Origin of the sequence: Pseudonocardia sp. P1 (assembly GCF_000178675.2) — a bacterium.
Taxonomy (GTDB): Bacteria; Actinomycetota; Actinomycetes; order Mycobacteriales; family Pseudonocardiaceae; genus Pseudonocardia.
Genome location: NZ_ADUJ02000001.1, coordinates 5,308,754 through 5,330,400, shown reverse-complemented (window position 1 = coordinate 5,330,400; position 21,647 = coordinate 5,308,754). Strand labels below are relative to the sequence as shown.

General features: G+C 73.3%; 22 protein-coding genes. 10 read left to right on the top strand and 12 right to left on the bottom strand.

Annotation, left to right across the window (positions count from 1 at the left end; genetic code table 11):
* Positions 1 to 209: 209 nt before the first annotated feature.
* From PP1_RS24705 to PP1_RS24675, 7 genes are read right to left on the bottom strand one after another with little or no spacing between them, the layout of a single operon-like run.
* Positions 210 to 1,061, bottom strand: coding sequence for an acyl-CoA thioesterase (locus tag PP1_RS24705; protein ID WP_010227593.1), 852 nt, complete (start codon positions 1,059 to 1,061; stop codon positions 210 to 212).
* On the bottom strand, positions 1,058 to 2,578 hold the full coding sequence (locus PP1_RS24700) for a tripartite tricarboxylate transporter permease (RefSeq protein WP_010227591.1): 1,521 nt from the start codon (positions 2,576 to 2,578) through the stop codon (positions 1,058 to 1,060). Before PP1_RS24700 ends, PP1_RS24705 begins: the two co-directional genes overlap by 4 nt.
* 30 nt (positions 2,579 to 2,608) lie before the next feature.
* Complete coding sequence (locus PP1_RS24695; protein ID WP_075314571.1) at positions 2,609 to 3,103, bottom strand: tripartite tricarboxylate transporter TctB family protein; 495 nt, start codon at positions 3,101 to 3,103, stop codon at positions 2,609 to 2,611.
* A 1-nt stretch (position 3,104) separates the two neighbouring features.
* Entirely contained in the window at positions 3,105 to 4,073 is a 969-nt protein-coding gene (locus tag PP1_RS24690) for a Bug family tripartite tricarboxylate transporter substrate binding protein (protein WP_075314573.1), read from the bottom strand.
* 35 nt (positions 4,074 to 4,108) lie between these two features.
* Positions 4,109 to 5,269, bottom strand: a complete 1,161-nt coding sequence (locus PP1_RS24685) for an acyl-CoA dehydrogenase family protein (protein WP_010232625.1) — start codon at positions 5,267 to 5,269, stop codon at positions 4,109 to 4,111.
* Between the two features lie 23 nt (positions 5,270 to 5,292).
* On the bottom strand, positions 5,293 to 6,465 hold the full coding sequence (locus PP1_RS24680; RefSeq protein WP_010232624.1) for an acyl-CoA dehydrogenase family protein: 1,173 nt from the start codon (positions 6,463 to 6,465) through the stop codon (positions 5,293 to 5,295).
* An 8-nt stretch (positions 6,466 to 6,473) separates the two neighbouring features.
* Entirely contained in the window at positions 6,474 to 8,018 is a 1,545-nt protein-coding gene (locus tag PP1_RS24675) for an AMP-binding protein (protein WP_010232623.1), read from the bottom strand.
* A gap of 253 nt (positions 8,019 to 8,271) precedes the next feature.
* Here PP1_RS24675 and PP1_RS24670 point away from each other — a divergent pair, with 253 nt between their 5' ends.
* On the top strand, positions 8,272 to 8,907 hold the full coding sequence (locus PP1_RS24670; protein WP_010232622.1) for a TetR/AcrR family transcriptional regulator: 636 nt from the start codon (positions 8,272 to 8,274) through the stop codon (positions 8,905 to 8,907).
* 21 nt (positions 8,908 to 8,928) lie between these two features.
* Here PP1_RS24670 and PP1_RS24665 read toward each other — a convergent pair whose 3' ends face one another.
* Positions 8,929 to 9,852, bottom strand: coding sequence for an MmpS family transport accessory protein (locus PP1_RS24665; RefSeq protein WP_139323926.1), 924 nt, complete (start codon positions 9,850 to 9,852; stop codon positions 8,929 to 8,931).
* Between the two features lie 484 nt (positions 9,853 to 10,336).
* On the opposite strand from PP1_RS24665, the gene PP1_RS24660 reads away from it, so the two are divergent.
* The 8 genes from PP1_RS24660 (at position 10,337) to PP1_RS31625 (ending at position 15,907) form a co-directional block, all read left to right on the top strand.
* Positions 10,337 to 11,071, top strand: coding sequence for a 2OG-Fe(II) oxygenase (locus tag PP1_RS24660; RefSeq protein WP_010232619.1), 735 nt, complete (start codon positions 10,337 to 10,339; stop codon positions 11,069 to 11,071).
* 10 nt (positions 11,072 to 11,081) lie between these two features.
* The gene (locus tag PP1_RS24655; RefSeq protein WP_255357014.1) at positions 11,082 to 11,216 is read left to right on the top strand and encodes a hypothetical protein; all 135 of its coding nucleotides are present in this window, start codon (positions 11,082 to 11,084) and stop codon (positions 11,214 to 11,216) included.
* 40 nt (positions 11,217 to 11,256) lie between these two features.
* Positions 11,257 to 11,886 carry an RNA polymerase sigma factor gene (locus PP1_RS24650; protein WP_010232616.1) on the top strand — a complete coding sequence of 210 codons (630 nt, stop codon included), beginning with the start codon at positions 11,257 to 11,259 and terminating at the stop codon, positions 11,884 to 11,886.
* Positions 11,883 to 12,758: a methylated-DNA--[protein]-cysteine S-methyltransferase gene (locus PP1_RS24645; protein WP_083697202.1), complete on the top strand. Its 876-nt coding sequence runs from the start codon at positions 11,883 to 11,885 to the stop codon at positions 12,756 to 12,758. Before PP1_RS24650 ends, PP1_RS24645 begins: the two co-directional genes overlap by 4 nt.
* Positions 12,759 to 12,827: 69 nt before the next feature.
* On the top strand, positions 12,828 to 13,163 hold the full coding sequence (locus tag PP1_RS24640; RefSeq protein ID WP_010242675.1) for an Ada metal-binding domain-containing protein: 336 nt from the start codon (positions 12,828 to 12,830) through the stop codon (positions 13,161 to 13,163).
* A gap of 148 nt (positions 13,164 to 13,311) precedes the next feature.
* Positions 13,312 to 14,040, top strand: a complete 729-nt coding sequence (locus PP1_RS24635) for an alpha-ketoglutarate-dependent dioxygenase AlkB family protein (protein WP_010242677.1) — start codon at positions 13,312 to 13,314, stop codon at positions 14,038 to 14,040.
* A gap of 129 nt (positions 14,041 to 14,169) precedes the next feature.
* Positions 14,170 to 14,697, top strand: coding sequence for a methylated-DNA--[protein]-cysteine S-methyltransferase (locus tag PP1_RS24630; protein ID WP_010242679.1), 528 nt, complete (start codon positions 14,170 to 14,172; stop codon positions 14,695 to 14,697).
* A 280-nt stretch (positions 14,698 to 14,977) separates the two neighbouring features.
* Positions 14,978 to 15,907, top strand: coding sequence for a cold-shock protein (locus PP1_RS31625; protein WP_010242681.1), 930 nt, complete (start codon positions 14,978 to 14,980; stop codon positions 15,905 to 15,907).
* Positions 15,908 to 15,999: 92 nt separating this feature from the next.
* On the opposite strand, the gene PP1_RS24605 is transcribed toward PP1_RS31625, so the two are convergent.
* The 3 genes from PP1_RS24605 to PP1_RS24595 all read right to left on the bottom strand — a co-directional run bounded on the left by PP1_RS24605 (position 16,000) and on the right by PP1_RS24595 (position 19,525).
* Complete coding sequence (locus tag PP1_RS24605; RefSeq protein WP_010242684.1) at positions 16,000 to 16,938, bottom strand: fumarylacetoacetate hydrolase family protein; 939 nt, start codon at positions 16,936 to 16,938, stop codon at positions 16,000 to 16,002.
* A complete protein-coding gene (locus PP1_RS24600; RefSeq protein WP_010242686.1) occupies positions 16,935 to 17,912 on the bottom strand; it encodes an MBL fold metallo-hydrolase in 978 nt (325 codons plus the stop codon). The genes PP1_RS24605 and PP1_RS24600 overlap by 4 nt, the downstream gene beginning before the upstream one ends.
* A gap of 161 nt (positions 17,913 to 18,073) precedes the next feature.
* Entirely contained in the window at positions 18,074 to 19,525 is a 1,452-nt protein-coding gene (locus PP1_RS24595; protein WP_033200650.1) for an amidohydrolase family protein, read from the bottom strand.
* Positions 19,526 to 19,647: 122 nt separating this feature from the next.
* Here PP1_RS24595 and PP1_RS24590 point away from each other — a divergent pair, with 122 nt between their 5' ends.
* Positions 19,648 to 20,655 (top strand): LysR family transcriptional regulator, encoded by a 1,008-nt coding sequence (locus PP1_RS24590; protein WP_139323927.1) that lies wholly within the window; start codon positions 19,648 to 19,650, stop codon positions 20,653 to 20,655.
* On the opposite strand, the gene PP1_RS24585 is transcribed toward PP1_RS24590, so the two are convergent.
* Positions 20,590 to 21,549, bottom strand: a complete 960-nt coding sequence (locus PP1_RS24585) for an SDR family NAD(P)-dependent oxidoreductase (RefSeq protein ID WP_010242691.1) — start codon at positions 21,547 to 21,549, stop codon at positions 20,590 to 20,592. The two genes, PP1_RS24590 and PP1_RS24585, sit on opposite strands and share 66 nt — an antisense overlap.
* Positions 21,550 to 21,647 lie beyond the last annotated feature (98 nt).

The window sequence follows — 21,647 nt, the reverse complement described above, 5'->3', positions numbered from 1 at the left end:
GAGCTGCTCGTCCGTGGTAAGGGCGGCGACGTCGCCGCGGCGGTCGCCGGCCCGGAAGCAGTCGCGCGCGGCCGGCCGACAGGCACGATCAGCACCTCGGAGCCGACAGCGTGCTCGACCAGCGCCCGGAGCGGCTCGTCCCGCTGGACGATCCGTGGTCCCCGGCCCCACGGCCGAGACCCTGTTCCGGCACGTCCCGTCCCCGGAGCTCACCCGTGATCCTTCCGGGGCCGCACGAGCATCTCCTGCGCCGTCGACGCGACCCGGTCACCGTCCGGTGTGGACAGCTCTCCGGCACCGAGGGCACGGCCGTGCGCGGCCCACGGGCTGTGGGTGCGGTAGCAGAGCCAGCGGTCCACCCGGCAGCGACGGTGCAGCCACACACCGTGGTCCAAGCTGGCCGTACGGACGGTACTGCGGTCGACCCCGTGTCCGCGGAACAGGCTGCGGAGCATCCGCATGTCCGACAGGTAGAGCAGGAGAGCCTCCTGCAGGACGGGATCGTCGGGCAGCGGCCCCGGGATGCGGACCCAGAGGTCGGTCGGGGCCTCCGGGCCGCCGTCCGGCGCCGGCAGTTCGGTCACCTGTACCGGACCGGCGAGCCAGGCGCCCGTGGCCGGATCGGAGAACTGCCCCTGGACGGCGCCCGCCTCCGGCGGATCCGGGAGCACGTGCCCCCCACCGTGTTCGAAGCCGGTACCCGGCCGGTGGAACGAGACCGCGACCTCCGCGACCGCCCGGTCGTCCTGGGCGACGTTCACCCGGCGCCGGGTGAACGACCGCCCGTCCTGCAGCGTCGTCACCCGGAACTCGAGGGTCCGCGCCGGGTCGGCGGCGGCGAGGAAGGTGCAGTGCAGCGAATGCAGGAGCCGGCCCGGGCCGAGGCCCGGGGTGTACGCGGCCGCCAGCGACGCCTGCGCGAGCAGCTGCCCGCCGTAGACCCGCCCGCCCGGCCGCGACATGCTGGTCCCCCGCCGGACGCCCGGACCGGCGGCCCGCAGGGTCAGGACCTCGAGCAGTTCGTCGACCGACCCCCGCCCGTCGTTCCCGTCGTCGGTCATCGGTGTGCCTCCTCGGTCGCGGGTGCGGCGCGGTACCTCCTCCACACGGGCTGGGCCACGAGCGCGACCAGCGCGACGGCGGTGACACCGAGCAGCGTGGCCGCCATCGGACTCGACCAGAACACCGCGAGGTCGCCGCGGGACACGAGCAGCGCGCGGCGCAGGTTGTCCTCCAGCATCGCTCCCAGGATCAGTCCCAGCAACAGGTTGGTGAGCGGGAAGCCCGCCCGCCGGGCGAGGTAGCCGAGGATGCCGAAACCGACCATCAGGACGACGTCGACGGCGTTGCCGCGCAGCGAGTACACGCCGACGACGCACAGGCTCGCGATGAACGCGGTGAGGAACGGGGTGATCACCCGCAGGGCCGTCGCGAAGAAGGGCACGAGCGCGGTGTTCAGCACCAGCAGCATCACGTTGGCCACCAGGACCGCCGCGATGACCGCCCAGACCACCGGCCCGGACCGGGTGAACAGCTCGGGCCCCGGCTGCAGACCGACCATGATCATCCCGCCGAGGATGAGGGCGCCACTGGCGGAGCCAGGGATACCGAGCGAGAGGGTCGGGATGAGCGCGCCGCCCACCGACGCGTTGTCCGCCGCCTCCGGGGCGGCGAGCCCGCGCGGGTTGCCCTTGCCGAAGCTCGCCCGGTCCTTCCCGATCGCCTTCTCCAGGGCGTAGGCGATGAACGTCGCCATGGACGCCCCTGCACCGGGGAAGATGCCCACTCCGAACCCGACGAGCCCGCCGCGCCCCATGCTCGGCGTGTACCGCAGGACGCTCGACGCGGGAGGGAACAGCGACCGCAGAGGCACCTTCTGCACGTCGGAGACCGGGGCGCCGGCCGTGAGCCGCATGAACACCTCGGAGAGCCCGAACAGGCCGATGGCGACCACCACGAGGTCCACGCCGTCCCACAGGTCGATGACCCCCCAGGTGAAGCGCTCGTCGCCGGTCATCCGGTCCAGCCCGACCGCGGAGAGCAGCACCCCCAGCCCGACGGCCATGATCGCCTTCGGCCGGGAGGCGGTGGAGATGCTCGAGGTCAGCACCAGCACCAGCAGGACCAGCACCAGGTACTCCGCCGGTCCGAAGAGGACGGCGACCTGGGCGAGCACCGCGGCGAGCAGTGCCAGGCCGGCGAACCCCATCAGTCCGCCCACGAAGGAACCGACGGCGCTCAGCGTGAGCGCGTAGCCGACCCGGCCCTGCCGTGCGAGCGGGTAGCCGTCGAAGGTGGACACCACGCTGGAGGCGTCTCCGGGGATGTTGAGCAGGATGGAGCTGATCCGCCCGCCGAACATGCCGCCCATGTAGATCGCGACGAGCAGGACCAGTGCGCTGACCGGGGACATCCCGAAGGTCAGCGGGAGCAGGACCGCCATCGCCGTCACGGTGCCGATCCCCGGCAGCGCCCCGACGAGCGTGCCGATCGTCACCCCCAGCGCGCACCACAGCAGGGTCGCCGGGTCCGACAGGACCGCGACCAACCCGCCACCGAGTGGGTTCAGAACGTCCACGTCGACATCTCCTCCGGTCCGCGTGCCGGCTCAGTAGGTGGGCAGCAGGTCCACCCGGACCTGCAGCAGGACGACGAACACGACGTACAGCCCGGCCGCGAGCACCGCGCCGGTCACCAGGCTGCGGGTCCAGCCCGCACCCTCGAGCCGCAGGCAGCCGAGGAGCAGCACCAGCACCGCGGGACCGACCCCGATCCAGCCGATCGCCGGCGCGACGGCGGCCACCAGCACGCCGAGGCGGACCACGGGCGCCGCGAGCGGCGCGCCCGCGGCGGCCGGCGCCGGGCGGCGGAGCCCGGCACCGATCGTCGCGAGCAGCCCCAGCAGCGTCGGCACGCCGAGGACCAGGGGCAGGAACCCGGGTCCGGGGTCGGCACCCTCGGTCCCCCCGGTGACCAGGACGATCGCCTGGACCACGACGGTGAGCACCCAGACCGCGGCGACCGCCGGGAACACCAGCGCGATCCGGGACACCCCGGGAGCCCCGGACCCCTGCTCGGTGGCCTGGTCGGAGACCGTCGCCATCTCAGTCACGCTCCCTCAGGTAGGCGGCGAACGCGTCGCCCTCGGTCCGCAGCCACTCGCCGTACTGCTGCGGTCCCCTGAACTCGGGGATCATCCCGTTGCGCTCCGCGAAGTCCGCCCACTCCGGCGTCTCGCTCACCGCGCGCAGGACACGCGCCCAGTGGTCGACGGCGGCGTCCGAGGCCGAGCCGGCCATCAGCACACCCTGTGCGCGGTAGACCGACATGTCGGTGCCGGACTCGCGCAGGGTGGGCACCCCGTCGAACGCGGGCAGGGGTGCGTCGGCGGTCACCGCGAGCGGCCGCAGCTGTCCCGTCCGGACGTAGCCACGGGCCAGCGACGGCACCAGCAGGGTGGCGTCGATCCGTCCCGCGATCACGTCCGGCACGGTCTGGGAGATCCCCTCGCTCGGTACCAGGTTCACCGTCGCCGGGTCGATCCCGTTGGCGGCGGCGAACCGCCGCCAGTTGGCCGCCTCCGAGCTGAGCAGGGTGGCGGAGAGGCCGATCGTGGCCGTGCCCTCCCGCAGCCGGTCCACGAACGCGGCGAGGTCGGCTGCCCCGCCCGCCGGCGACGTGACGACGACCAGCGGGCTGGTGCCCAGCTGGGCGACGGGCCGGACGGCGTCCGGCGGGATCGGCGATCCGGCCCGGTACAGGGGGGAGAGCACGTCCACCCACTGCAGCAGGGTGTTGTCGTCGCCCTGCTCGACGAGTGCCTGTATGCCGAGCAGGCCGGTGGCTCCGGTGATGTTCTCGACATAGGCGTCTCCGTCGACGAGCCGTCCGGACGTCAGCACCCGGGTGGTCTCGCGTGCCGCGGCGTCCGTCCCGCCGCCGGTGGCGTACGGCACGATGTAGCGCATCGTGCTGTCGGCCGCCCCCGGGGCCGGAGCCCCGGAGACGCCGCATCCGGCCAGGGCCAGTACCCCGACGAGGGCGACGAGCCCCCTCCACGTCCTCGCTGCCATGTCCGGTCCTCTCTGACCGACGGGCCCGCCTGGTCTCAGGCGTGGCGGCTCGCGGCGCCCAGCACGCTGCGTCCGATGATCACCTGCTGGATCTGGCTGGTCCCCTCGTAGATCCGGAACAGCCGGGCGTCGCGGTAGAACCGCTCCACCGGGGTGTCGCTCATGTAGCCGGCCCCACCGTGGATCTGCACGGCGCGGTCGGCGACCCGGCCGACCATCTCGGAGGCGAAGTACTTCGCGGCCGCCGGACCGGTGATCCGGTCGGTGCCGTCGTCGTAGGCACGGGCGGCCTCCAGGACCATCGCCCGGCCTGCGAGGTGGTCGGTCACCGAGTCGGCGACGAGGGCCTGAACCAGCTGGAAGCGGGCGATCGGCGCGCCGCCCTGCTCCCGGGTACGGGCGAACTCGGTGCTCTCCCGCACCAGGCGGGCAGCCATGCCGACGCATCCGGCCGCGATGCTGAGCCGGCCGTGAGCGAGGCACTTCGCGGCGATCCGGAAGCCTGCGTGGAGCCCCTCGACGCCGCCGACCAGTGCCGCCGCCGGGACCCTGACCTCGTCCAGGTGGACGTCCGCGGTCAGCGCGCCCTTCTGACCCATCTTCCGGTCCGGCGGCCCGACACCGAGCCCGGGGGCGTCGGCGGGTACCAGGAACACCGAGATCCCGCGGTTGCCCGCGGCGTCCGGGTCGGTCCGGGCGAACACCATGACGACGTCGGCGGTGGGCGCGTTGGTGATGTAGCGCTTCGAACCGGTGATCACCCAGTCGGCACCGTCGCGGACCGCGATGGTGCGGAGCGCGGAGGGGTCCGAACCGGCGTCGGCCTCGGTGAGGCCGAAGGACGCGGTGATCTCGCCGGAGGCCAGGCGCGGGAGCCACTCCTTCTTCTGGTCCTCGGTGCCACCCTCCAGCAGGACGTGGCCGGCGATCCCGTTGTTCGTGCCGAACGCCGAGCGCAGCGCCGGGGTGGTCCAGCCGATCTCCATCGCCAGCTGCACCTCCTCGTGGCTCGACAGCCCCAGGCCGCCGTGTTCCTCGGGGATCGCGAATCCGTAGAGCCCCATCGCGCGGCACTGGTCGAGGATCCGGGCCGGGACCGCGTCGTCGGCCTCGATCGTCGTCTCGAGCGGCACGACCTCGCTGCGCACGAACTCGCGCACGGAGGCCAGGATGTGGGAGAGATCGGTGGCGTCCACCGTGTCGTCCTTTCGGCCGCGGCTCAGCGCAGCAGGTCCTTGGCGATGCCGTTCTTCTGGATCTCCGACGATCCGGTGAGGATCCGGAACATGCGCAGCCTGCGGAACATCCACTCGATCTCCGAACCCTGGACCATCCCGGCCTTGCCGTGGATCTGCATGGCCTCGTCGGCGATCCGGAACACGTTCTCCGCCACGAAGAGCTTGCACATGAACGCCTCGGTCCGCGGTGCTCGGCCCGCGTCGAGGTCCGCGAGCGCGTCGTAGGTCATCGACCGGGCCGCGTAGTACGTCGTGGCCATGTCCGCGAGCTTGTGCTGGATCGACTGCAGGTCGGCGAGGGTGCCGCCGAACACGCGTCGGGTGCGGGCGTGCTCGACGGTCAGCTGGATGACCCGCCGGGCGTGCCCGAGGATCGTCGGGCAGTGCAGCAGCCGGTTGGTGGTCACCCGGCCCAGCCCGATCGTCAAGCCGTCCCCGACCGAGCCGAGCAGCTGGTCGGGTCCGACGTAGCAGCCGTCGAGCTCGATGTCGGACTCGATGTGCTGCCCGGACAGGGGGACCTCGCCCGGCAGTACCGTGCAGCCCGGTGCGTCGAGGTCGACCAGGAACGCCGAGTATGTGTCCTCGGTGCCCGCCATCCGGGCCACGAGCACCGAGAAGTCGGCGAACGGCCCCGCCGAGCTGAACACCTTCTTCCCGGTCAGCCGCCAGCCGTCGCCGTCCGGGGTGGCGGTGGTCCGCATGGCGCGGACGTCCGACCCGGCGTCGGTCTCGGTGAGGGAGAAGCAGCAGGCGCGGTCGCCCTCGACGACCGGCACGAGGTAGCGATCCAGCTGGGCCGGTGTCGCGTACCGGAAGATCGGACCCGCCCGCAGCGGGCCGCCCATGTCGCCGAGGACGCTGTGCGACAGCGCCCGGCCCGAGGCACCGACCTCCTCCTTGAGCACGGCCAGCTCGGTCGCGGTCAGTCCGCGGCCCCCGTACTCCGGGGGGAGGTGGACGCCGTAGAAGCCCAGCTCCCGGCTGCGCTTCCACACCGGCTGCAGGACCGACCGGTCGTAGTGCGACTCCGGGCCGAGGCCGTGTTCGCGCTCGTAGTCGGCCAGCTCGCCGGACAGGTAGTGGCGCAGCTCCTTCACGAGTGGCGCGAGTGCGGGACGGTCGTCGTGGTCGGGGGCGAGGGAGAAGGTCATGTCGCTCCTCAGCCGACCGCGCGCTCGGCGCCGGCCCAGTAGGGGGCCCGCACGGCCCGGCGGTCGATCTTCCCGTTGCGGTTGACCGGGAGCTCGTCGACGACGTCGACGGTGCGCGGCTTCTTGAAGCCGTCCAGGCGCCGGGCGCAGAAGGCGATCAGCTCCTCCGGGTCCAGCCCGTGCCCGGGACGCGGCACCACCACGGCCGTGACCGCCTCGCCCCACTTCTCGTCCGGCACCCCGACCACGCAGGCCTCGGCGACGGCCGGGTGCTCGTGGACCGCGGCCTCGACCTCGCTGCAGTAGATGTTGAACCCGCCTGAGATGATCATGTCCTTCCTGCGGTCGACGATGAACAGGTAGCCGTCCTCGCGCAGCCGCGCGATGTCGCCGGTCAGCACCCACCCGTCGCGGAACGTCTCGGCCGACAGGTCCGGCTCGTGCCAGTACTCGGTGACGCAGTCCGGACCCCGGACGACCAGCTCACCGGTCTGCCCGGCCGGCACCGGCCGCAGCTGCTCGTCGACGATCCGGATCTCGGTGTCGAACATCGCCCGCCCGCAGGAGAGCAGGATCTCCGGGTCGCTCTCGACGCCCCGGCGCACGTCCTCGCGGGTGAGCGTGGTGACGCCGCTCGTCGTCTCGGCCTGGCCGTAGCCCTGCATGATCACCGGTCCGAACGCGGTGACGGCGTCCTTGAGACGCTGCGGGGAGATGGGGGCGCCCCCGACGCGCAGCACCTGCAGCGACGAGGTGTCCGCCGCCGCGAGCCCGGGGTGGGCGACCAGCATGTTCAGCATCGTCGGGACCACGAACGACGACGTGATCCGCTCGGCCGCCACGGCGTCGAGGAACGCCTGCGGCGTGAACGCGGGGAGCACGACGACCGTCGCCCCGCGGCTGAGCAGGGCGAGTACCCCCATTCCCGACGCGTGCGTGATCGGCCCGGCGACCAGGTAGGCGTCCGTCGGCGAGGCGGCGGCGTCCGGGTCCATCAGCCGCTTGCGCATGTTGGCCAGCCGGTTCCCGGTGGTCTGCACCGCGGCCTTGAGCGCGCCGGTGGACCCGGAGGTGAAGTTGAGGACGCACGGCGCGTCCGGCTCCACGTCGACCGCCACCGGCGCGTCCCCGCCCTCGGCGAGCAGATCATCGTAGGAACCGTCGTCGAACACCACGTGCCGGATCTCGCGACCGGCCTCGTCGACGGCCGCCCGGGCGAGCTCGGCGCGGGCGGAGTCGGTGATGATCAGCCGGACGTCCGCGTCGGCGAGGATGTGGCGCACCTCCTCCTCGCCCAGCCGGAAGTTGATCGGGACCCGCAGGTGACCGCCCTTGTACAGGGCGACCTCGACCTCGACGAGCTCGGCCCGGTTCGACGCGAACGTGGCCACCGCGTCCCCCGCGACGAGCCCGCCGCGCGCCAGCGCGGAGGCCAGCCGATCCGTACGCACGTCCAGCTCGGCGTAGGTGCGCCGCACACCGTCACAGACCAGCGCCTCGCGAGCCGGCCAGTACGACGCGCTCCGGGCGACGTAGGTGCCGAGGTTCAGCACGCCCGGTCACCGCCCGGGATCCGCCCACTCCTCTGCCGGTACGTGACGCCGGCGACGTTGCCACTGTCGAACATTTCGTCCTGCTCCGATCGAGCTGCATGTTTATGAACAGTGTGTCTATCATCGTGAGGAGATCGGCAGCAACAGGTCGCGGCGACCGGATCGATTCCGGACTCTCTGTCCGGATACAAGCAGGGCGTCCCCCGGCCGGTACGGTGATCGGCAGATTCGACATCCGAGGGGCGCGGCGACCATGGCGGAGGACCGGCGGGTACGGCGGACCAAGCGGCTGCTCCGGGGCGCCCTGGTGGAGCTCGTCCTGGAACACGGGTTCGACACGGTGACCGTCGAGGACATCACCGAGCACGCCGACATCGGCCGCGCGACGTTCTACAAGTACTACCGGGACAAGCAGGCGCTGCTCGATCAGATCGCCGTCGACGTCCAGTCCGACCTGCTGGAGCGCCTGCTCCCCCTCGCACCGGAGTCCTCACGGGGCTTCACCGGCAAGCCGGTGCTCGAGATGTTCCGGCACGCCCGCGAGGAGCGGGACGTCTACCGGGTGATCCTCCGTGGCGAGGGCCACGGCCGGGCGTTGCGCACCTTCGTCGACCGGCGCGTCGCCGCCGCGGCGCAGATCTTCGCGCAGCGTGCCGCGCACCACGGCGCGCAACTGCGGATCGATCCCGAGGTCCTCGCGCGGGCGTGGGTCGGCGAGCAGATCGCGGTGCTGCAGTGGTGGATCGAGCAGGACGACCCCGAGCTCTCGGCCGAGGAGATCACCACGATGCTGCTCGACCTCTCCCTCCGCGGGAGGTACTGGGCCAACGGCTTCGACGGCGATCCGGGCGAGGCCCGCGGGGTCACCCGTCCCGACGACCGGCCGTGACCGAGCGGTGGAGGCCCGCCGTCAGCGGCGGCCACTGCAGGAGACGGCGGCGAAGTCGCCGTCCGCCGTGTCCTCCACGACGACGGCATCGTCGACGATGATCCGGCAGGCGATCTCGCCGGAACCACCGGCCGCGGAGATCGTGTACTCGGCGGGCTCACCGGCCGCGTCCACGGTCCGCGTCCAGGGCAGCTCCGCGTCGAGGACCTGTGACACCGACGTGCCCCGGCCGTAGGTCAGGGTGCTCGCCGTCCCGGAACCGGACACCTCGAAGGTGACCTGGGCCGCAGCGGGGCCGGCAGCGGCTGCCGGGGCCGACCCGGACGGCGGGGGTGCTGCGGCGGGCGCACCGGGAGGGGCCCCGACGGCCGAGGTGTCGGCTTGCGGGGACGGCGGCCGATCGTCCGCACCGCCCCCCAGGACGGCGACCCCGGCCGATACGGCCGCGGCGATCCCCGCGACCGCGACGACGCCCCCGACCAGCCACGGCCACCACCGCCGGGCCGGTCGCCTGCTGCCCGGGGACGGGTCCGCCCGGTACCGGCCGGGCTCCCGCTCCTCCCGGGGGCCCTCGTCGTACCCGGTGTCACCGTCGTACTCCGTGTACTCGGCGTACTCCGTGTAATCGGTGTACTCGGTGTACTCGTCGTGCGGTGGGCGGTCGGCGAGCACCGGGCGTTCGACGCGCACGTTGCGGCCGTCGTGCATCCCGTACCCGCCGTGCACCGGACGTCCACCGGGGTCGCGGTCGTCGTCCCACCGCCGGTGGCCGAGGTGCTGCGGGACAGGCTCCCCGGGCCCGAGTCCGAGCGCGACGATGTCCCCGGCCAGATCGCCCGATCCGCCGTGGCGGCCGGGCCCGCGGGCACCCGGCCGGGCCCCACCGTCGGGAACCCGGGCGCGCCGGTACGGCTCGGGGTGGCTCCCTCCCGGAGCGGACGTCACGGGGGCGCGATGCCGCGACCGGTCGTCGCCGTCGTTCCGATCGATCACCGGCGGGTCAGCACGCCGGGAGCCGGCACCGCTGCTCGCCGGCCGTCCCGCGCGGGTCGTGCGACGCCGGCCCGGGTCCGGTCGCGCGGCCGACCCGCTGTCCCGCCCCGGTCCAGCCGGGTCGACCAGCCGGGTGGGCGGGCGCCGGTGACGCGGCGGGGCCGCCTCGTCGTCCAGCACCCAGACGCCGGCGTCCGCGTCCCATGTCGGTCCAGCCACGACGCCCCCGCTCCGTTGCGTATACCCGGTCAACGACTCGGCTGCCGGTCGGTCACGGAACGGCGTCCGGACGACTGGTCCGTCCACCCTGCTCGACGGCCGGGCAGCGGTCCGGCGGCCATCGGTCCCACGATCGCCCCGGCCGGACGCCCGCAACCGGCTCGGCCACGGTGGTGTTGGGACCACCGCCAGCACGCCGCGAGCACGGAGGCAGCCGATGACCACCACCCCGGCCGACGCCGGAACCGCCACCGCCGGACCGCACCTGGACGCCCTCGACTGGGCCCGGCTGACGGAGCGGCTGGACACCGAGGGCGTCGCCGCGACCCCGCGGCTGATCGAGCCCGCCCAGTGCGACGAGATCACCGCGATGTTCGACGAGCACGACCGGTTCCGCTCCACCGTCCAGATGGCCCGGCACTCCTTCGGCGAGGGAAGCTACCGGTACTTCACCGACCCGCTGCCGGAGCTGGTGCAGACCCTGCGCACCGAGCTCTACCCGCCGCTGGCCCGGATCGCGAACGACTGGGCCCGCCGGCTGGGCGAGGACACCTTCCCGGAGACCCTGGACGGGCTGCTCGAGGCCTGCGCCACCCACGGACAGACCAGGCCGACGCCGCTGGTGCTGCGCTACGGCGAGTCCGGCTACAACTGCCTGCACCAGGACGTCTACGGGGACCTGACGTTCCCGCTGCAGTTCCTGGTGATGCTGTCCCGCCCGGACGTCGACTTCACCGGCGGCGAGAGCGTCTTCGTCGAGCAGCGCCCGCGCCAGCAGTCCCGCCCGATGGTGCTGCGCCCCGGACAGGGCCAGGCGGTGATCTTCCCGGTGCGCAACCGGCCGCGCCGCGGCACCCGGGGCGACCACCGGGTCCAGATGCGGCACGGCGTCAGCGCCGTGCACAGCGGGAACCGGCACGTGCTGGGCATCATCTTCCACAACGCGCGCTGAGGAGACCGTCATGACCACAGTCCCGTCCGCACCGATGGTGCGGGGATCGTCCGACGACGCCGAGCCGGGCGCGCGCCGGTCGGTCGGCGGCAGCGGGTGCGCCGTCGTCGAGCTGTCCCACGGCACCACCGAGCACTACGGCTGAGCACCGCAACCGGATCCGGCCCGACGGTGTTCTGCACGGTATGACCGACGACGACCTCGGCCCCGGGGACGACGGCTCCGACGCCGTCGCCCGCGCGATCGCGGCCGACCTCGACGCCGGGTTCGCCGTGCTCGTGGACGCCCACCGGGACCTGCTGTTCTCGGTGGCCCGGAGCTTCGTCCGCGGTCCCGCGGACGCCGAGGACCTCGCCGCCGACGCCCTGCTGCGCGCCTACCGGGCGCTCTGCGGGTACGCGGCGGAACGGATCGGGGAGCTGCGGGTACGCCCGTGGCTGCTCACCATCCTGCGCAACACCGCCCGCAACCGGGCCAGGGACGCCGCCCGCAGGCCGCCGCCCCCGCCCCGGCTCGACCCGCTCGACGCGGGCCCACCGGACGACCCGAGCCCCGAGCCCGGCCCGGCCGAGCAGGCCGAGCGGGGTGAGCTGCAACGCGCACTCGGTGCCGCCCTCGGCGAGCTGTCCGAGGTGCAGCGGACCGCGGTCGTGCTCCGGCACGTCCATGGCCTGCCGACCGCCGAGGTCGCCCAGGTACTCGGCTGCGCCGAGGGCACCGCGAAGTCGCACGTGTCCCGCGGACTGGCCCGGCTGCGGACCGTCCTGGACACACCACCCGCACATCCCCGTCCCCTCGAAGGGAGGACCTCATGACGACGACATCGGTCCCGGCCCGCCGCAACGGACGGCCGGCCGCGCGGCGCGGCGACCTGCACCGCACGGTCATCTCCCTGTCCGCCGGATCCGCCGACGACGCGGAGCCCGGCCGGGACGCCGCGGCGGACCCGCTGCTGACCGCGCTCGCCGGGTTCGCCGGCCGCGCGCCGGACGGGCTCGACGACCGGGTGTTCACCCGCTGGGCCACCGCGCCCAGCAGGGTCGGCGACGTCCGGGTCGCGTTCACCGCCGACGGTGCGCAGTTCCTGCGACCCACCGAGGGCACCGACGACGACGCGTTCGCCGCCGAGTACCGCAGCCGGTTCGCCCGGCCGCTGCGCCCGGCCGGCCGGCTGCCCGCGGGCGTCGGCCCGTCGCTGCGCGGCACCACCGCGGCCCGGCCCGAGCTGGACCTCGGCGCGGGCAGTCCGTTCGAACGCGCCGTGCTGGCCGCCACCCGGCGGATCCCGCCCGGCCAGGTCCGTCCGTACGCCTGGGTCGCCCGCGAGGCCGGACACCCCGCCGCGGTCCGCGCGGTCGGCACGGTGCTGGCCCGCAACCCGCTGCCGCTGCTGGTGCCCTGCCACCGGGTGGTCCGCTCCGACGGCGCTCTCGGCGGCTACATGTTCGGCACCGACCGCAAGGCCGAGCTGCTCACCGCCGAGGGCGCCGACCTCGACGAACTGGCGACGCTGGCCCGGACGGGCGTGCACTACCTGGCCAGCGACACCACCGGGATCGTCTGCTTCCCGACCTGCCGCGACGCACGGCGCATCACCGGGGCGCACCGGCACGGCTTCACCACCCTCGACGACGCCCGGCGCGCCGGCTACCGGCCCTGCCGCACCTGCCGCCCGGCGGCCGCCTGAGCGCCGCGACCACCGCGACAACCACCGGGCGCCCTGCCGGCCGCGTACCGACCATCCCTGGAGCACGAGATGAGCACCGCCACCGCAGGGACCGCCATCCGCACCCCGAACCACCACCGCGTCGTCGACACACCGGTCGGGGAGCTGGGGGTCGTCACACTGCTCGACGCCGACGGCCACCCCTACCCGAGCCCGGTCCCGGGCACCCTGGGCGGGCATCGCAGGCAACGGCTCTACGGCAGGCTGGACTGCCCGTCCGCGGCCCGGGCGATCGCCCGCGGCGACTACGTGCGGCACCGGGTCTTCTTCGCCGACGAGGCCACCGCCGTCGCGGCGGGCTACCGGCCCTGCGCGGTCTGCCTGCCCGCCCGCTTCGCCGCCTGGAAGCGCCGCGCCGGCCGGTGACCGGGTCCGTCTCGCAGGCGCTGCAACCGGGACGCGCCGGCCGGGGTTCTGCCCGGTGTGCACGGCAGTCCCGTTCCCCGCACTCCCGCGGCCGGGCCGGTCGACCCGGGCCGACGTGTCACCGGCACCGACCCCGAGGAGGGTTGAGATGACCCTGGAACTGATCCCGCGGGACCGCCGCGACCTCGCGCCGGGCGCGGTGCACGTGCCCGGCTGGCTGGACCTGCGCCGGCAGCGGTTCCTGGTGGAGCGCTGCCGGGAGTGGGCGGCGCAGGGCCCGGGGATCCGGGCCGCCGCGCTGCCCGGCGGCGCCCGGATGAGCGTGCGCACCGTCTGCCTGGGCTGGCACTGGATCCCCTACCGCTACTCCCGGACCCGCGACGACCAGGACGGCTCACCGGTAGCCGAGTTCCCGATCTGGCTGGGCGACCTGGGCCGCGAGGCGGTCGCCGACGCCTACGGCGACCCCACGCGCGGCCTCGGCTACTCCCCGGACATCGCGCTGATCAACCACTACACCGGGGACGCCCGCCTCGGCATGCACCGCGACGGCGACGAACACGCCCCGGACCCGGTCGTCTCGGTGTCGCTGGGCGCGCCCTGCGTGTTCCGCCTCGGCAACACCGAGCACCGCGGCAGGCCGTGGACCGACGTCGAGCTGCGGTCCGGTGACCTGCTCGTGTTCGGCGACGACAGCAGGCTCGCCTACCACGGCGTGCCCAGGGTGCTGCCGCCCGAGCCCGGTGGGACCGAGGACATCGGGCTCAGCGCCGGGCGGCTGAACATCACGCTGCGGGTCTCCGGGTTCACCGACGACGACCGGGACCGGGCCGCCCCGCCGCAACCCGCCGCGCCCGTCCGGGGTTCTGCACCGTGACCGTCGAGCACCCTGCACGACCACTACCACCGCACCGGCAGGGCTGGTCACCGTCGACGGTGCTGTCCGCCACCACGTCCGCCGGGCAACCGGCTGACCTCGCCGTTCCGCGAGAGGAGCACCTCCGTCATGTCGACCCCGACGACCCTCGTCCACGACACCACCCTGGGCCCGGTCACCCTGTCCGCCTCGCCGTGGGGTCTGACCCGGCTGCGCTTCGGCAGGCCGGCCGGAGCCGCGCAGGACCCGACGCCCGAGCCCGGCAGCCCCGAGCACGCCGTGCTGGAGCAGGCCGTCGCCGAGCTCGGCGAGTACCTGCTCGGCGACCGCACCACCTTCGAGGTGCCGGTCGACCTGTCCCGCGTCGAGCCGGAGCACCGCCGGGTGCTCGACGAGCTGTGCGCGATCGGCTACAGCAGCACCCGTAGCTACGGGCAACTGGCCCGGGCCGCGGAGCTGACGGACGACGGCCCCCGCCGGGCCGGCGCCGCCTGCGCCCGCAACCCGGTGCTGGTCGTCGTGCCGTGCCACCGGATCGTCTCCGCGACCGGGGCGCTCACCGGCTACTCCGGCGGCCTGCCGGTCAAGAAGGCGCTGCTCGCCCTGGAGCGCGGCCAGCTCGCGCTGGACGCCGCCGGCCTCGCCGTCGTGGGCTGAGCCCACCCGGACCGTCCACCCACGAGTCCGTCTGTCGATCGTGCGTCAGATCGCGAACTCGGCGACGGAGATCGACCCTGCTCACCCGGACCCAGGCCGTCGGCTGCCTGCGCGTCCGCTCCGAGATCTGCGGCCACCCGGTCGACGGCGGCCGCGTCGTGTCATCCGGTACCGGGCTGTCGCGGGCTCCGCACCGCCCGCCGGTGGGCCCGGCCCGACGGACCGCGAGGGCAGTCAGAGAGACTGGCCCGGTACCCGTCCTCTCGATCTGGAGCCTTCGATGCAGCAGGGAACCGTCCGTTGGTTCGACGCCGAACGGGGTTTCGGCTTCCTGGCGCCCGAGGACGGCTCGCCGGACGTGTTCGTGCACGCCTCCGAGATCGTCGGGGGCGGCGGCGCGACAGTGCTCCGCGAGGGTCAGGCCGTCGAGTTCGAGATCGGCGAGAACGACCGCGGGCCCCAGGCGCTGCGCGTTCGCGTCACCGCCGACGCGGCCGCCGGCAGCGCCGTGGGCCGGCTCGGCACCGTCAACTGGTACGAGCCGGGCAAGGGGTACGGCTTCGCGTCGCCGGACGACGGCGGCGCCGACATCTTCGTGCACAGCTCCGCCATCGTGACCGGCGGCGTGGTCACCGAGGGGCAGCGGGTGGCCTTCCTCGTCGTCGACGGCGAGCGCGGCCCGCAGGCCGGGCACGTGATCCCGCTGGGAGCGGGGGCCGGCACACCCGCTGCGGACGACACCGCGGACGGTGCCGACGGCACGGTGGCCTGGTACGACGAGGACAAGGGCTTCGGCTTCATCAACCCCGACTCCGGCGACGAGGACGTCTTCGTCCACGCCCGGGCCCTGGCCGAGGGGCTGACATGGCTCATGGAGGGCGACCGCGTCGCCTTCGAGGTGGCCAGTGGGGACAAGGGCCCGCAGGCCCGCGACGTGCACCTGGTCCGGGAGCCCCGGGCGGCGCCGCAGCGGCCCGCACCCGCTACGGCCGGGCGGGACGTTCCCGCACGAGGCGGCGAGGGCGTCGTCGCGCGCTACGACGACGACCGCGGCTTCGGCTTCATCACCCCGGACGCAGGCGGCGACGATCTCTTCGCCCACGTGTCCGTGGTCATGGGGTCGGAGCCGCTGCAGAAGGGTGACCGGGTCCGGTTCGCGGTGCGTCAGAGCGACCGGGGCCCGCAGGCCGACCGCATCGAACGCCTCTGACGAGGCCGTCCCACCGCCGGCCGCCTACGTCCGGCGAGAGTGCCCGTTCGTCCGGGCACAGGGACGGCGGCCGCCTGGATCTTCGAGGGAAGTCAGACCCCGGTGCGGAGCGGGATCACCGGCGGCGCAGGCCGGACGGTCTGCCGGGTCTCGCCGAGGCCTTCGCCACGCAGGCTCACGACGTCACCCGGCTGCAGCCACCCCGTGAAGGCGGCGAGATCCGGTGTGTCGACGTGCTCGAGCAGGCAGCCACCGGGGACGGTGCCCGAGCCGACGACAGCGCCCGGGGCGAGATCGGTGCCGCGCGAGACGTAGGCCAGCAGCTCGCCGAAGGACCAGTCCATCAGGGCGAGCGAACCGCGGGCCAGTTCACGGTCACCGACCGTCGCCGACACCTCGAACGCGAGGCGACCGTCACGGCGGTACGGCTCGAGCTCGTCAACGGTCACCAGTGCGGGCCCCAGTGTGATGGCCGAGTCCTTGCTCTTGCCCATCCCGATGCCCTGGGCCATGTCCCGCAGCTGGTGGTCGCGCGCGGTCCAGTCGTTGTAGAAGGTGTAGCCCACGATGTGCTCCTCGGCCCGTTGCGGGTCGAGGTCCCGTCCGCCGGTCCCGATGACGGCGGCGATCTCCAGTTCGAGGTCGAACATGGTGGACCCGGGCGATACGGGCACGTCGTCGTAGGGGCCCACGATCGCGTCGGCGTTGGCGAAGTAGAAGCCCGGGTTCTCCGACCAGGCCGGGTGGAGGCTCTCGTCCCGGCCGAGCGCGCGGTAGCAGCCACGGAGGTGGTCGAGGAAGCAGAGTCCGTCGCGGATCGAGACGGGGCGGGGCAGCGGGGCCAGCAGCCGGACGTCGTCGGTCCCCACGACCTCGGTGGGTGCACGCCGGGCGTCGTCCCCGGCCTCGACGAGCGCACCCGCTGCGAGCAGACCCGCCAGCGTCGTACCCGGCGCGAGCCCGCGGACGGTCTCCCCGTCCAGGATCCCGGTACGTTCACCGGCGCGCGCCTCGTACGTCACCCACTTCACCGCGACTCCTCCTCCCCCGTACCGAAACCCTCCAGCGCCGCGATGCGACCGAGCACGTCGTAGCGGCTCGGGCGCGGCACCGCCGGATCGAGCTCCTGGTAGACGTTGAGGACGTTCTGAGCCAGCCTGCCGTGCTCCGGGAGACCGGCGAAACGGCCCAGGTCGATGGAGGCGACGGCCTCCTCGACGCCGAGCCCGTCCTCGTAGCGCTTCGTCGCCTCGTCCAGGACGAACTGCAGGTAGTCCCGGACGGGTCCGACGCCCGACTTGTCGGTGGCCGGGCCGTGGCCCGGCACGATCGTGACGACGTCCATGTCGAGGATGAGGTCGCAGGCGGCGATCCACCGTGAGGTCGGCCCCGCCCAGACGACCGGTGTGCCCCCGATGAAGAGGATGTCGCCCGCGTAGAGCAGCCGGGCGTCGGGGACGTGGACCAGGGTGTCGCCAGGGGTGTGGGCCGGTCCGACCTGGATCAGGCGCACCTCGCGCCCCCCGACGTCGAGGGACTCCTGTCCCGTGAACGTGCGGTCCGGCCCGGTCGCGACGATGCCGTCGAACACGAAGGGGCCGAAGGCGTGGCGGGTGAACTCCCCGATGGGGCCGGAGCGACGGCGCACCGACGCCAGTGCATCGACCTGGTCCTGGGTGATCAGCTCCGCCGTGGCCTCGGAGGCGATGATCTCGACGTCCCGCTCCGCGAGGAGCTGGTTGCCGAAGACGTGGTCGCCGTCGGAGTGGGTGTTGACCAGCGTCTGCAGGGGATGCCGGTCGGTGACCGGCCGGATTCCCTCCAGCATCTCCCCGGTGAGTGCGAGATCGAAGAGGGTGTCGACCATCAGCGAGGTACCGGAGCCGGTGATCAGGCCGGAGTTGCTCCAGCCCCAGCTACCGTCCGGCAGCAGCCAGGCGAAGCAGCCCGAGCCCAGGTCGTGCAGGCCGCGGCGGTACTGCAGGAGATCAGGGGTGGTACTCATGTCGTCTCGCAATCGTGGATGTCCGCGGCGGTCGCCCGTCGCACGTCGCCGGGGTCGACCCCGGGCGCGGTCTCGCGCAGCACCAGGCCACGCTCGGTGACGTGGAGGACGCCGAGGGCGGTGACCCCCCGGGACGGACGCGACCGAGGCGACCTTGTCGATCATCGCGGCTGCCCCTGGGCCTCTCTGCGCGCCTGCTCGTAGTTGCTGCGTGCCATGGGCTCGATGGCAGCCCAGGCACCGGGTGGCGTGCCGGGCAGGTCGCGGCCCGCGTCCCGGACTCGCCCGAGAATGCGCTCGGCTGCGGCGTCGGCGGAGGTGCTGAGCGCATGGTGGTCGGTCACCGTGAGCACGCCGTCCCGCTTCACGACCCGCCCGTCGACCAACACGGTGCGCACGTCGGCCGCGGTGGTCTGGAACACCAGCGTGGCGTAGGGATCGATCCGCGGGTGTTGCTCCAGGGCGGGACCGCCCACGAGCAGGACGTCCGCGCGCTTGCCCGGCGTCAGCGAGCCGATCCGGTCTCCGAGGCCCAGCGCGTCGGCCCCGTTCACGGTGGCCCACTCGACGGCGTCGCGGCAGGACACACCGACCTCGTCGGTCATCGCCCCGGCGCGGTTCACCGGGAGGGCCCGCTGCCCGCGGGCGATCCCGAGCCCGAACCGCATCTCGTGCCAGAGGTCGCCGCTGTTGAGCGACACCACGTCGATCGACAGCGACGGTTTCACTCCGTGCTCGGCGCACTTGTCGAACACGGGGACACCGAAGCCCATGCTGAGCTCGGTCTCGACCGAGCTCGAGACCTTGCCTCCGGTCCGGCTGACCGCACGCCATTCGTCGTCACCGAAGCTGTTGCAGTGCACGTGGACCATGTCCGGCCCGAGCAGGCCCAGCGTCTCCATCTCGGTGATCCCGGTCGCGAGCACGCTGCCGAAGACGCATCCGGCGTGGTTCGCCAGCAGCGCCCTTCGCTCGCGAGCGGCCGCGAGCTCGGCGACGGTGTCCTGCCACGGGAGCCCGAACAGCTCCGAGAGCGAGACCCCCAGGGTGAGCAGACCGTCGGAGGAGAAGTTCGCGTCGGCGAGCCGGTGGAAGTCCGCGAGGCGGTCGGCGTGGGTGCCGAAGCGGCTGGCCTCCGGCGAGCTCTCGAAGAACCCGTAGCAGAAGGCGGCACGGAGGCCGGCCTCCTGCAGCCCGGTGACCGCGGCATCCGAATGGTCGGGGGTGTTGTTGCAGTGGGAGAAGTCCAGGATCGTGGTGACCCCGGAGTTCAGGGCGTCCACGCCCCCGTAGAAGTTCCCGAGCCGGACGTCGTCCGGTGTGTAGGCGGGCGAGATGCCGAGCCGCACGCCGAAGTAGTAGTCGGCGAGTGTCCAGTCCCCGCAGATCCCGCGGACGAGCGACTGCCAGGTGTGCCGATGGGTGTCGACCAGGCCGGGGAGGACGGTCTGCCCGGTCGCGTCGATGACCTCGGCGTCCCCGGCGTCCAGCCCGGGTCCGACCGCGAGGATCTCGCCGTCCTCGATCAGGACGTCCGCTCCGGCCAGGTCGCCGAGGGCAGGGTCCATCGTCAGCACATGACCGTTGCGGATCACCGTGCGATGTGTCGTCATGCCGTCCTCCGATGCGTCATTGCAGACTCCAGGCTGACGCGCCGGACCCCACGGATCATGTGCCGTTTCGGTTGCGATCCGGCCCGGGCCGACGAGTACGCTCGCCGGCGCGGAGGTGGAACGTGGACGTTCGATCGCTGCGCTATGCGGTGACCCTCGCCGAGGAGCTGCACTTCGGCCGGGCCGCGGCAGCGCACTACATCGCCGACCAGCCGTTCGGTCGCAGGATCCGGCAGCTGGAGCGCGAGGTCGGCGTCCGGTTGTTCGAGCGGACCACCCGCCGTGTCGCGCTGACCCCCGCCGGGGAACGGTTCCTCCCCCGTGCCCGCCTCGCGCTGGAGCACGTCGACGCCCTCCGCGCCACACCCGCGACCACCGATGACACGGAGCTGCGGATCGGCGTGGTCGGGTTCGGCCTCGCAGATCGATGGTCCGCCACCCGGGGTCTTCTCGCCGACCAGCTCATCAGCATCCGTTACGTCGAGCTGGACTGGACCACGCAGTACGACGCGGTGCGGACCGGGGAGGTCGACGTCGCCGTCCTCCACGATGTCGGCGGCGCGGACGGCCTCGTCGTCGAGCCACTGAGCGTGACCGATCGCTGTGTCGTCGTGCCCGCCGAATCCGATCTCGCACACGCCGACGTACTCACCCCCCGCGACGTGGCCGACCGTCCGTGGATCACCCCGGTGGGTCAGTCCGGGCTCGCGGACTGGGCCGGCCACGGCGACCTGGACCGCGCCGTCGAGGTCCGATCCCCGGCCGGCGTCGCTGCCGCGGTCGCGGCGACGGGCAGGCTCGGGCTTCACGCCGAACCGGCCCGCACCTACTTCCCCCACCCGGACGTCCGGTTCGTTCCCATCGAGGGACCGCCCGCCGTCGCGGCGTTGGCCTGGTCCAGGCACAACCACACCGACGCCGTCGACACTTTCCGCGCGGCCGCGCACGGGAGCGCCGCGATCACCGGCCTTCGCGACCGCGGGCCCGGCAGGCAGCCGCGCGCTGATGAGGGTCGTGTCCCGGAGCCGAGTGCGGGGATCATCGACTCGCAGGGTCGACCCCGATCAGATTTTCCGGGGATTGCCACTCGCCCCGTTGTTCACGCCCCGGGCTGTGTCCTCGAGCCATGACCAGAGTTCTTCCTCCCGGCCCGCGTCGTAGGACTCCTTCGACGACGCGGTGACAGTGGTGCGGTGGACGTAGGACCCGGTGGGCGCTGCGGTCGCCCCGAGGACGACGTCGGCGAGCTTGCGACCTGCGACCGGAGGGGTGTCGACCAGTGGGGTGAGCGCGAGCGGCGGGACCACGTAGCGCATCAGGAGGTCGGAGGCGCCGCCGGCCTCGCGGGCCAGACCGGTGCCGATGACCAGGCTCGGGTTGTAGGCCACGATGTCGACGCCGTTGGGGAGTCTGCGCGCCCACTCGTGGACCAGGTGGATGCCGCCGAGCTTGCTGGTGGCGTAGGCCCGCCGGCCGGCCCGCACCGTGGTGGGACGCGGGTAGGCGCCGGGCCGGAACAGCGCCTCCGGCGTCGTCCAGCCGGGCGCGGGGAACGTGCCCCCGGTGTGGCGGAGGTCGCCGAAGTGGGCGTCGCTCACGGTGACGACGACGCGGGCCGGCGCCCGCAGGTGCGGGTGCAGCCTGCGCAACACCAGATGGGTCGCGAGCACGTTGACCGCGAACGTCGTCTCGTATCCGTCGACGGTGGCGTGCACAGCACTGTCGAGGTGTACCCCAGCGTTGAACGCCATACCGTCCAACGCGGGCAACTCGCCGGCGTCGAGCAGGTCCTCCACCCTGGACGCGGCGACGTCGATACTCACGGTGCTCGCCAGATCGACCTCGATGGTGGACACGTGCGGCGAGACGGCCCGCAGTCGCGGCAGCACCTGTGCGGCGGAGTCCGCGCGGGCCAGGACGACGAGATGTGCCTCCGGGCTGCGCCGCAGCAGGTCCTGCGCGGCTTCCAGGCCGATGCCTCGGGTGGCGCCGGTCATGACGATGGTGTGGGTGGCAGTGGGCACGGGTCGTTCCTCCGTCTGTGTGGTCGACGGACCTCGCCGTGATCCGATGGATCCGGCGTCCGTCGGGAACGACGGTGCTGGCCGCGCCGCAGGTGGAG

Bases quoted from the DNA above. Each gene is read 5' to 3' on its own strand.
- PP1_RS24635 (WP_010242677.1), top strand. From the start codon at position 13,312: ATGACCCTGGAACTGATCCCGCGGGACCGCCGCGACCTCGCGCCGGGC.
- PP1_RS24645 (WP_083697202.1), top strand. From the start codon at position 11,883: ATGACGACGACATCGGTCCCGGCCCGCCGCAACGGACGGCCGGCCGCG.
- PP1_RS24695 (WP_075314571.1), bottom strand. From the start codon at position 3,103: ATGGCGACGGTCTCCGACCAGGCCACCGAGCAGGGGTCCGGGGCTCCC.
- PP1_RS24680 (WP_010232624.1), bottom strand. From the start codon at position 6,465: ATGACCTTCTCCCTCGCCCCCGACCACGACGACCGTCCCGCACTCGCG.
- PP1_RS24600 (WP_010242686.1), bottom strand. From the start codon at position 17,912: ATGAGTACCACCCCTGATCTCCTGCAGTACCGCCGCGGCCTGCACGAC.
- PP1_RS24630 (WP_010242679.1), top strand. From the start codon at position 14,170: ATGTCGACCCCGACGACCCTCGTCCACGACACCACCCTGGGCCCGGTC.
- PP1_RS24690 (WP_075314573.1), bottom strand. From the start codon at position 4,073: ATGGCAGCGAGGACGTGGAGGGGGCTCGTCGCCCTCGTCGGGGTACTG.
- PP1_RS24705 (WP_010227593.1), bottom strand. From the start codon at position 1,061: ATGACCGACGACGGGAACGACGGGCGGGGGTCGGTCGACGAACTGCTC.
- PP1_RS24660 (WP_010232619.1), top strand. From the start codon at position 10,337: ATGACCACCACCCCGGCCGACGCCGGAACCGCCACCGCCGGACCGCAC.
- PP1_RS24595 (WP_033200650.1), bottom strand. From the start codon at position 19,525: ATGACGACACATCGCACGGTGATCCGCAACGGTCATGTGCTGACGATG.
- PP1_RS24640 (WP_010242675.1), top strand. From the start codon at position 12,828: ATGAGCACCGCCACCGCAGGGACCGCCATCCGCACCCCGAACCACCAC.
- PP1_RS24670 (WP_010232622.1), top strand. From the start codon at position 8,272: ATGGCGGAGGACCGGCGGGTACGGCGGACCAAGCGGCTGCTCCGGGGC.
- PP1_RS24650 (WP_010232616.1), top strand. From the start codon at position 11,257: ATGACCGACGACGACCTCGGCCCCGGGGACGACGGCTCCGACGCCGTC.
- PP1_RS24655 (WP_255357014.1), top strand. From the start codon at position 11,082: ATGACCACAGTCCCGTCCGCACCGATGGTGCGGGGATCGTCCGACGAC.
- PP1_RS31625 (WP_010242681.1), top strand. From the start codon at position 14,978: ATGCAGCAGGGAACCGTCCGTTGGTTCGACGCCGAACGGGGTTTCGGC.